Origin of the sequence: Psychrobacter sp. FME13, assembly GCF_014861395.1 — a bacterium.
Lineage (GTDB): Bacteria > Pseudomonadota > Gammaproteobacteria > Pseudomonadales > Moraxellaceae > Psychrobacter.
The window spans coordinates 1-8,572 of sequence record NZ_RRYV01000133.1; the positions used below are offsets into that span (position 1 = coordinate 1).

Genomic DNA, 8,572 nt, shown 5'->3' on the forward strand with positions numbered 1-8,572 from the left:
CGTATCAGCAAGCATTTAATCTAAACGGCAGTTACACAGAATTCGGGATGGTCTCGTCGAGAAAGCTCTATATGCTACTATTTATATAGTGTAGAAGACTGAGGTATGAAGTTTACTTTCCTTAGGTGACGTTGTTAATATCGGGGTTTCTTTAAACCGGGACTGTGACAGTCGGGGCAGCTGATATCTACTCAAATATATCATCTTGCCTCGGCTGTCACCCTCCTTTATTCCCCAGCATACTTTCTGACACACCACCATAAATTTAAGGTAAGCCTTAATCTAAGCATATTAGTCGTTGTCTCAAATTAATTAACTACGACACCTTCAGACGCGGTTTAGCCCTGATAGTAGTATTTTGCTCGTCTAGGCAAAAAAAATAACGACTTTTCGGATTATTTTTTTGTCTTACTTTATCTCTCTATTCTCACGTTCAAATTCTTTAGTTCACTCATCGAACCTTTAAGCTTATATAACCGTTGAAAATCCATGCTAAAAGGGTCTCAGAGACCTCCATCTTAGAGACAATGGCTTAAATGGCTATCCCTGTGGTGGTGGAGTGATTTGATGCTTCCATAAGTATACTAACAACGCTTTATCTGATTTTAGAGGTACGGTTTACTCTTTTCATCATAATCTCTTACAGTGTTAAGTCTCCGACAATTCCAAGACCGGCCATTATGAGCGCTTGAACAAAATATTGTAAGTTCAAAGACCATTGTGAGGCTGCTGTCATGCTAGCCCATAGGCTTATTTAACAATTTTTGATTAGAGTTCCATATAGTACTTAATTTAGTTAGACAACTTAAACATTTGTTTAAGATAATAAATCACTATTTTTAACAATAAAACAACATATTTTGAACTTTCAGAGGCGTCTAATATATTTAGGTCGACACAAACAATGATGTTTCAATCACATAATGGAGCGTTAGATTATGCCTTTACATAACAGAAAACGGGTAGATCCTATTGGCGAAGATGCTTATGAATATCCAATGAGTAATACGTTACTCAATAAATTTCAGTTGCCTCAAAAAAGTACCCAGCCAGAAATTGTTGCCCAGTTTATAAAAGACGAGCTACTCCTCGATGGCAATGCCAAGCAGAATATGGCTACATTTTGTACGACATGGATGGAAGATCAGGTTCATGACCTCATGGACTTATGTGTCGATAAAAACATGATTGATAAGGATGAATACCCACAGACTGCTGAGATTGAAGCGCGTTGTGTTCATATCTTAGCGAATTTATGGAATAGTCCACAATCTCAGACTACCCTTGGCTGCTCAACTACTGGCTCATCAGAGGCTTGCATGCTTGGTGGATTAGCCATGAAATGGCGTTGGCGTCAAAAACGTGAATCAGCAGGATTAGATACTTCAAAACCTAATTTGGTCGTTGGGCCGGTACAGATTTGTTGGCATAAATTTGCGCGGTATTTTGATGTTGAACTTCGCCAAATTCCACTTGAAGGTAATGAGGTTGGTACAAATCCCGAAAAAATAAAAGACTATGTTGATGAGAATACCATTGGCGTCGTTCCTACATTAGGCGTGACTTACACCTGTGTGTATGAAGATGTCGCTGCTATGGCGAAAGAGCTAGATAAGATTCAAAACGAAAAAGGATGGGACATACCTATTCATGTAGATGCCGCTTCGGGTGGATTCATAGCACCTTTCACTCAACCTGACCTTGAGTGGGATTTTCGTATTGATAGAGTGAAGTCTATTAATGCCAGTGGTCATAAGTATGGTTTAGCACCACTAGGTGTCGGTTGGGTGGTTTGGCGCTCAAAAGAAGACTTGCCAGAAGACTTGATATTCTATGTAGATTATCTAGGTGGAAACATGGCAACCTTTGCGCTTAACTTTTCTCGACCAGGTGGTCAAATTGTTGCGCAATACTATAATTTTTTACGATTAGGATTTGATGGTTATAGAGGTGTTCAACAAGCCTGTGTAGATACCGCTCAATGGTTAGCAGATGAAATCTCAAAGTTAGGTCCATTCGAAATGTTTTATGATGGACGAGGTGGTTTACCCGCCCTTAGTTACACCTTAAAAGAAGGAGACTGGGGTTTTAATCTCTATGATTTATCTGACAAAGTTCGCCAGCATGGTTGGCAAATAGCCTCTTATCCACTACCAAATGATCGTCAGGATACCGTCATTCAACGTATTCTAATTCGTCATGGTATCAGTCGAGATATGGCAGCGTTGTTATTGCGTGATATTAAAGCAGCTGTTGAATACTATAAAGCGCATCCAGTTTCACATTCTAGCTCTACTCGTACCTTTCATCACACATAGAAGAGCGTTATGAGTCATCCTACTGTAGTCGGTCAAATATTCGATAAGATAGAGCCTGTTACTGCTTCAGGCTTACATGGATTTTTTCAACTACTTGATACTCAGCCCATAGTATTTATCTTGTTATCATTAGCAGTAGGTACTTATATTGGTAATCGTAGCATCAAGAATATCTCTTTAGGGTCAACAGCAGGTACTTTGCTGGTGGGGGTTGTGCTTTCGATGATTGCACAATCTGTTTATGGTATTACTTATGCCATACCGGGGGTTCTTTCAACCTTTATGCTGCTCCTCTTTATGTATGCGTTAGGGCTTAAAGTTGGACCTCAGTTTTTTTCTGGATTAAAAAAAGGCGGTTTGGCATTCATTAGTATTGGCGTCATTGTCTGGTCACTAAACTGGATTATCTGCTTTTTTGGGGCAAAGTTTGCAGGTTTAGCACCTGGATACGCAACAGGACTTATCTCTGGCAGCTATACCATAACGGCCATACTAGGAGTGGGGCAAGGCGCTTTATCGAGTGGCGCCTATATACCACCGTCAGGGATAACAGCAGAAGAAGTTGGTGCTAATATGGCCGCGGCCTATGCCGTTAGCTATGTCCTATCCACTGTTGGTATCATTTTACTCATTCGCTATTTACCTAAGATTTTTGGTTACAACTCTGCTGAAGAGGCTAAAGCTGCTGAAGCTGATTATAATGGCGGTGCGACAGACCCTTTACCTGGAGCACCTCAGGCATTAACGCTGGGTTTTTCACCGTATGATTTACGCGCCTTTTATGTGACTCACAAAAACATTCTTGGCAAAAGCATCTCAGCGTTAGTCAAAGAATATCCGCAAGCGCCTATCTTACGTTTGGTTAGAAATGGCACGATTATAGAGTTATCAGATGATCCTATCGTTCAACTGAACGATATCGTTACAGTTAGAGCCAATATTCACGATTTGATTTTTGTAGACAATGAGCTTATCGGACCTGAATCTGATGATCAATTGGCCCGCAATGTTCCTATAGAAGTTGCAGATATTCATATTGGCTCTCATGATATTTCAGGTCAAAATATTCATGACCTCAGCGAGTCTGGAATAGGAGGCGTCACGGTTCAAGCTTTATTTAGAGCAGGTAATGAAATCCCTTTAGGTCCTAAAACACAGATTTCTTTCGGAGATGTGATTAGATTGGCAGGTCCGGATGTGGCCTTAAAAATGGCAGGGAAACGATTGGGAGGACGAGTAATATTACCAACCATGAAGTCTGAAATAATTTATCTCGCCGTTGCGATGGTTATTGGATATTTAGTCGGTATTATAACGGTCCGAATTGCAGGTATCCCATTTGCACTAGGAACTTCAGCAGGTTGTATTCTTGCTGGGATTGCCGTTAGTTATTTTCGCAGTCGTAACCCTGAGTTTGGTGGTCCAATACATGAAGGCGCCAGAAGCTTCTTGCAAGATTTTGGTTTAAACGTTTTTGTAGCGGTTTTAGCAGCCAATGTTGGGCCTAAAGTCATTACAGCCTTACATGGTGATACTCTATTATGGCTAGCAGTAATCGGAATAGCAGGTGCGTTAATACCACCGCTCGTTGCCTTCTGGATAGGGGTGAAATTCTTTAAACTTAACTCAATTATTGCTGATGGTGCCGTAACTGGCGCTAGAAATAGTACACCTGGACTAAATGCCATTATGGAAGAGTCAAAAAGTTCAGTCGCTGCTATACCTTATCCTGTCAGTTATGCACTTACGACCGTTTTAGCTTTGATTGGTGGTTATATCTCAATAATTTTATCTTGAGTTTTTAGGACTGAAGTTAGTAGCCAAAGATGATTTCAAATCCGTCTATTGAAAGCATACCCCCAACGGAACCATTAAAACTGACCTCTAAATCAATTAATAGACCACTTAAAATAGACTGATATAATTGAACCTCTCATATTAGGCCAAATAGTCATGGCTCACACTAAAGTTATCCAATACTGCATCATAAATTTTGCTAAGTCACCGAATTATGCAAAAGGTCTATTAATAAGCAACTTATCCGCCATCTCATTAGCCATCAGTAGTGCTTGGTATAAACTCGTCGCGCTCGCACCTCCGCGTCCTGCCAAATCTAGCGCCGTGCCATGATCGACAGAGGTACGAATATAAGGCAGTCCTAAGGTTAGGTTGACCGTATCACCAAAACCGTGCGACTTTAGCACTGGCAACCCTTGGTCATGATACATGGCAATCACTGCGTCACAGTTCGCTAAATGCCTTGGGGTAAATAACGTATCCGCTGGCATCGCCTCTGATATATCGACGCCTGCTTTGATAAACTCGTGTAACACGGGATTGATAATCTCAATCTCCTCCGTACCCAAATGCCCGCCCTCGCCTGCATGTGGATTGAGACCGCAGACTAAAATACGTGGCTGTATTAAGCCAAACTTCTCTCGCATATCATCAATGACAATTTGTACCGTTTGCCGTACATTATCCATGGTGATGGCAGCAGGAATGTCTTTTAACGCTAAATGCGTAGTGACGAGCGCAACTTTCATTGCTTGATTGGCGAGCATCATGACGACTTTATCACAGCCACTTTGCTGCATAAAAAACTCTGTATGACCGCTAAACATAGTGCCATCGAGCAGTTTAATATCAGCATCTATCAGTGCGGACTTTTGCAATGGTCCAGTGACGATAGCAGCAACTGTTTTATTAGTTGCCAACTGATGGGCAATGTCTAACTGCTTGGCGACCATTGCCGAATTGCACGTATTAATTTGCCCGCAAACAACTGGTTCAGCACAAGATATATTAAGCAGAATAAAAGCACTATCAACGTCAGTATTTTGCTGCGACATCTGCTCTAAAAAGTTAAAATTAAAGTCGTTGGCATCCATATCAATAGTTTGCCAGATAGGTGAATTTGTCAGCACGCCAGCTGCAACCAACTCATCTGAGCGCTTTGTCATAGCGGTGCTATCGGCGGTGACCCAAACTGGGCGTTCAAAATCCTGCAATTTACCCTCAGCCGCTAATAGCAGCACGATATCCATCCCAATACCAGCAGGCTCACCAGTTGTGATTAATAGTGGCAATTTTTTTTGTATATCTTGCATAGTAACTACGCCTTTATATTCATATTAAGTCTTGAATTTTATTGTATTTTTTATGGGAAAAATAAGTGCTGACACTTATATTGTATAGATAATTTTTGACTTATCATAATCCTCATCGAGGATAGATAGTTGTCTATCGGTGCCGAAAAAAGCACATTATGTGTTAAACTTTCGCTTTTCATTATAGCATTTACCAGTCAACACCGAGATCAGGTTTTGGTACTTCAATTATAGTGGCGCGTGGCGTTTTATTTGCTGTATCAGCACCCAATTAAACTCCTATATCAAATACCCATTTACACCCTCTTTTATATCGACTTTTGACACATTAGGCACTCATGGCAGACAACGAAAAAACCGACGACTTACTCAATCAGACACCGCCGCACAATATCGATATTGAAAAGGCATTACTCGCGTCTTTAATGAGTATCGAAGAGGCGTACGACAAGATTGCTGATATCGTTACCAAAGATGATTTTTATGCAGGGCGACATCAGTATATTTTTGATGCTATTGCCCATTTAGCGGCAGTGAATGAACCCTACGATACGGTCATGGTACACGACTGGCTAGAAGCACAAAAACTCCTTAAAAGTGCAGGCGGCGATAGCTACTTGGCAGATATTTTGAGCCAAAGCCCTGCGACCTTGTTTAACCTGACCGCCTATGCCCAGCGCGTACGTGAGTTATCTACTCTACGCCAATTGATTACGACTGGCAATGAGATGCTCACGCTCGCCTATAACCCTAAAGACCAGACCGTCAGTGATATTTTAGACAGTGTTGAGGGTAAGATATTTAGCATCAATGAGCAACATAATAAACGCGCCGAACAGCGTGGACCTGTGGGTATTACTGCTGTTTTGACCAACGTTATTGATAAGATTCAAGAGCTAAAATCCAATCCCGATGGCATGATTGGTTTACAAACGCCGTTTGCTGAGTTAAATAATAAAACGCAAGGTCTACAAGCAGGCGACTTAATCATTGTGGCCGCCCGTCCTTCTATGGGTAAAACCACCTTTGCCATGAACTTGGCGGAAGGGATTTTATTCAATGAAGATCTGCCTGTTGTGGTGTTTTCGATGGAGATGCCTGCTGAGTCTATCGTCATGCGTTTGCTGTCCTCATGGGGCGCGATTAATCAGACGCATCTGCGTTCTGGGCAAATGAATGAAGACGAATGGGCAAAAATGATGAACGCCATTCAACACTTGCAATCTAAGCACCTTTATATTGACGATAGTACAGCGCTGCCACCCTCTGAGATGCGTTCACGCTGCCGCCGTATCGCCAAAAATCATGATGGCAAACTTGGCGCCATCGTCGTCGATTATCTCCAGTTGATGAAAGTGCCAAACTTAGATGGCAACCGTGTTGGAGAAATCTCTGAGATTTCACGGAGTCTCAAGGCGCTAGCACGTGAGCTTGAATGCCCTGTTATTGCTTTGTCGCAGCTTAACCGCAGTCTAGAAAACCGTCCTAATAAGCGCCCTATCATGTCGGATTTGCGTGAATCGGGTGCAATTGAGCAGGATGCCGATTTGATTATGTTTATCTATCGTGATGAGGTTTATAATGAAAACTCAGATCATAAAGGCGTGGCTGAAATCATTATTGGTAAACAGCGTAACGGCCCTATCGGCACCATACGTTTGGGCTTTGAAGGGCAATTTACCCGCTTTATTAACCTAACGCCAGAATACTATCAAAACGTCAGTTATGAGAATGATGAGTAACCAATTTTATAAAGACTAAGGCTTAATCATAAGCTAATAAGTACTTTTTAACAAAATAGCCAGTGCTGCATTAGCTCGATTAATGCGGTACTGGCTTTATAACTTCATAATTCGGTGGTGTGTCAGAAAGTATGCTGAAGAAATAAAGGAGGGTGACAGCCAAAGCAAGATGATATATTTGAGGTTATGAAGACACAAATAGATATCAGCTGCCCCGACTGTCACAGTCCCAGTTTAAAGAAAAATGGCAAAAAAAGCTATGGCAAGCAGAATTATCAATGTAAGGACTGCAAACGTCAGTTTATTGGCGACCATGCATTAACTTATAACGGCTGTCACTCTAAAGTGGAAGAGCTTATACGGCTCATGACAGTTAGAGGCTGCGGTGTTAGAGATATTGCTATTATAGCCTCAGTTAGTATTGGTAAAGTGCTTAGTACTATAGGCTCATCTGTTTATAAGATCGCGCCTAAGAAGCGCTACTATGAACGCTTAGAGGTTGATGAGTTCTGGACTTACGTGTATCGCAAGAAGCGTAAAGTCTGGCTTATCTACGCTTATGACCGTGCTACTAATGAGATTGTCGCTTATGTCTGGGGCAAACGTGACTTAAAAACAGCTAAGAAGCTAAGAGCACGTTTAAAGCAACTTAAAGTAAGCTATGGCTCTATCAGTATGGACAACTGGGATAGCTTTAAAACCGCCTTTAAAGGTGATCACAAACAGGTTGGCAAACAGCATACCATAGGTATAGAGGGTAATAACTGTCGCCTTAGACACCGATTAAGACGAGCGGTTAGAAAGACTTGTTGCTTCTCAAAAAAGCTTGATAATCATTTTAAAGTGTTTGATTTGGTGTTCTTTTACATCAATTATGGCTACGTCTGATGCCAGCATACTTTTTAGAACACCACCAAAAAACTTAACCACTACATTGCTCAAGGCTTTGCTATTGTCTATATGGACGAGAGTGGCTTTGAAAGTGAAACGATGCGTCCTTGTGGCTATGCACCCATCGGTAGCCCTTGCATTGACCGTTATAACTGGCAAGCCAAAGATAGAACCAACGTCATTGGTGCGCTCTATGGCAAAATGCTGTTTGCGCTCGATTGCTTAAAGACCAACATCAATAAAGAGGTTTTCTATCACTGGTGCAAATTCACGCTGATACCAAAGCTTAAGAGAAAATGCGTACTTGTCATGGATAATGCTGCTTTTCATAAAAATAAGCGTATTCAAAAACTACTGAATAGACATGGTCATCGTGTTCTATGGCTACCACCCTACAGCCCTGATCTAAATCCTATCGAGAAGAAGTGGGCTCAAGTGAAGTTTCTACGCCAAGGCTGGATGGAAAATGACTTATCTAAATTGTTTTATGATATTCATCCAAAACATAACT

6 protein-coding genes are annotated in these 8,572 nt (G+C 41.4%); 5 read left to right on the forward strand and 1 reads right to left on the reverse strand.

From position 1 onward, the window contains the following. The first annotated feature begins 938 nt into the window (after positions 1-938). Positions 939-2,318, forward strand: a complete 1,380-nt coding sequence (locus EI164_RS12660; protein WP_192520309.1) for a glutamate decarboxylase — start codon at positions 939-941, stop codon at positions 2,316-2,318. Positions 2,319-2,327: 9 nt separating this feature from the next. Beyond that, the gene (locus EI164_RS12665; RefSeq protein ID WP_192520310.1) at positions 2,328-4,115 is read left to right on the forward strand and encodes an aspartate:alanine exchanger family transporter; all 1,788 of its coding nucleotides are present in this window, start codon (positions 2,328-2,330) and stop codon (positions 4,113-4,115) included. 212 nt (positions 4,116-4,327) lie between these two features. Here the strand turns inward: EI164_RS12665 and pdxA are convergent, their stop codons facing one another. Further along, entirely contained in the window at positions 4,328-5,419 is a 1,092-nt protein-coding gene (gene pdxA / locus EI164_RS12670) for a 4-hydroxythreonine-4-phosphate dehydrogenase PdxA (protein WP_192520314.1), read from the reverse strand. 347 nt (positions 5,420-5,766) lie between these two features. On the opposite strand from pdxA, the gene dnaB reads away from it, so the two are divergent. From dnaB to EI164_RS12685, 3 genes are all read left to right on the forward strand, one after another. After that, complete coding sequence (gene dnaB / locus EI164_RS12675) at positions 5,767-7,170, forward strand: replicative DNA helicase (protein ID WP_192520311.1); 1,404 nt, start codon at positions 5,767-5,769, stop codon at positions 7,168-7,170. A gap of 186 nt (positions 7,171-7,356) precedes the next feature. Continuing rightward, positions 7,357-8,058: an IS1 family transposase gene (locus tag EI164_RS12680; RefSeq protein WP_192520312.1), complete on the forward strand. Its 702-nt coding sequence runs from the start codon at positions 7,357-7,359 to the stop codon at positions 8,056-8,058. A 72-nt stretch (positions 8,059-8,130) separates the two neighbouring features. Further along, a partial coding sequence (locus EI164_RS12685) for a transposase (protein WP_192520313.1) occupies positions 8,131-8,572 on the forward strand: 442 nt, incomplete at its 3' end.

Bases quoted from the DNA above. Each gene is read 5' to 3' on its own strand.
- EI164_RS12660 (WP_192520309.1), top strand. From the start codon at position 939: ATGCCTTTACATAACAGAAAACGGGTAGATCCTATTGGCGAAGATGCT.
- EI164_RS12665 (WP_192520310.1), top strand. From the start codon at position 2,328: ATGAGTCATCCTACTGTAGTCGGTCAAATATTCGATAAGATAGAGCCT.
- dnaB (WP_192520311.1), top strand. From the start codon at position 5,767: ATGGCAGACAACGAAAAAACCGACGACTTACTCAATCAGACACCGCCG.
- EI164_RS12680 (WP_192520312.1), top strand. From the start codon at position 7,357: ATGAAGACACAAATAGATATCAGCTGCCCCGACTGTCACAGTCCCAGT.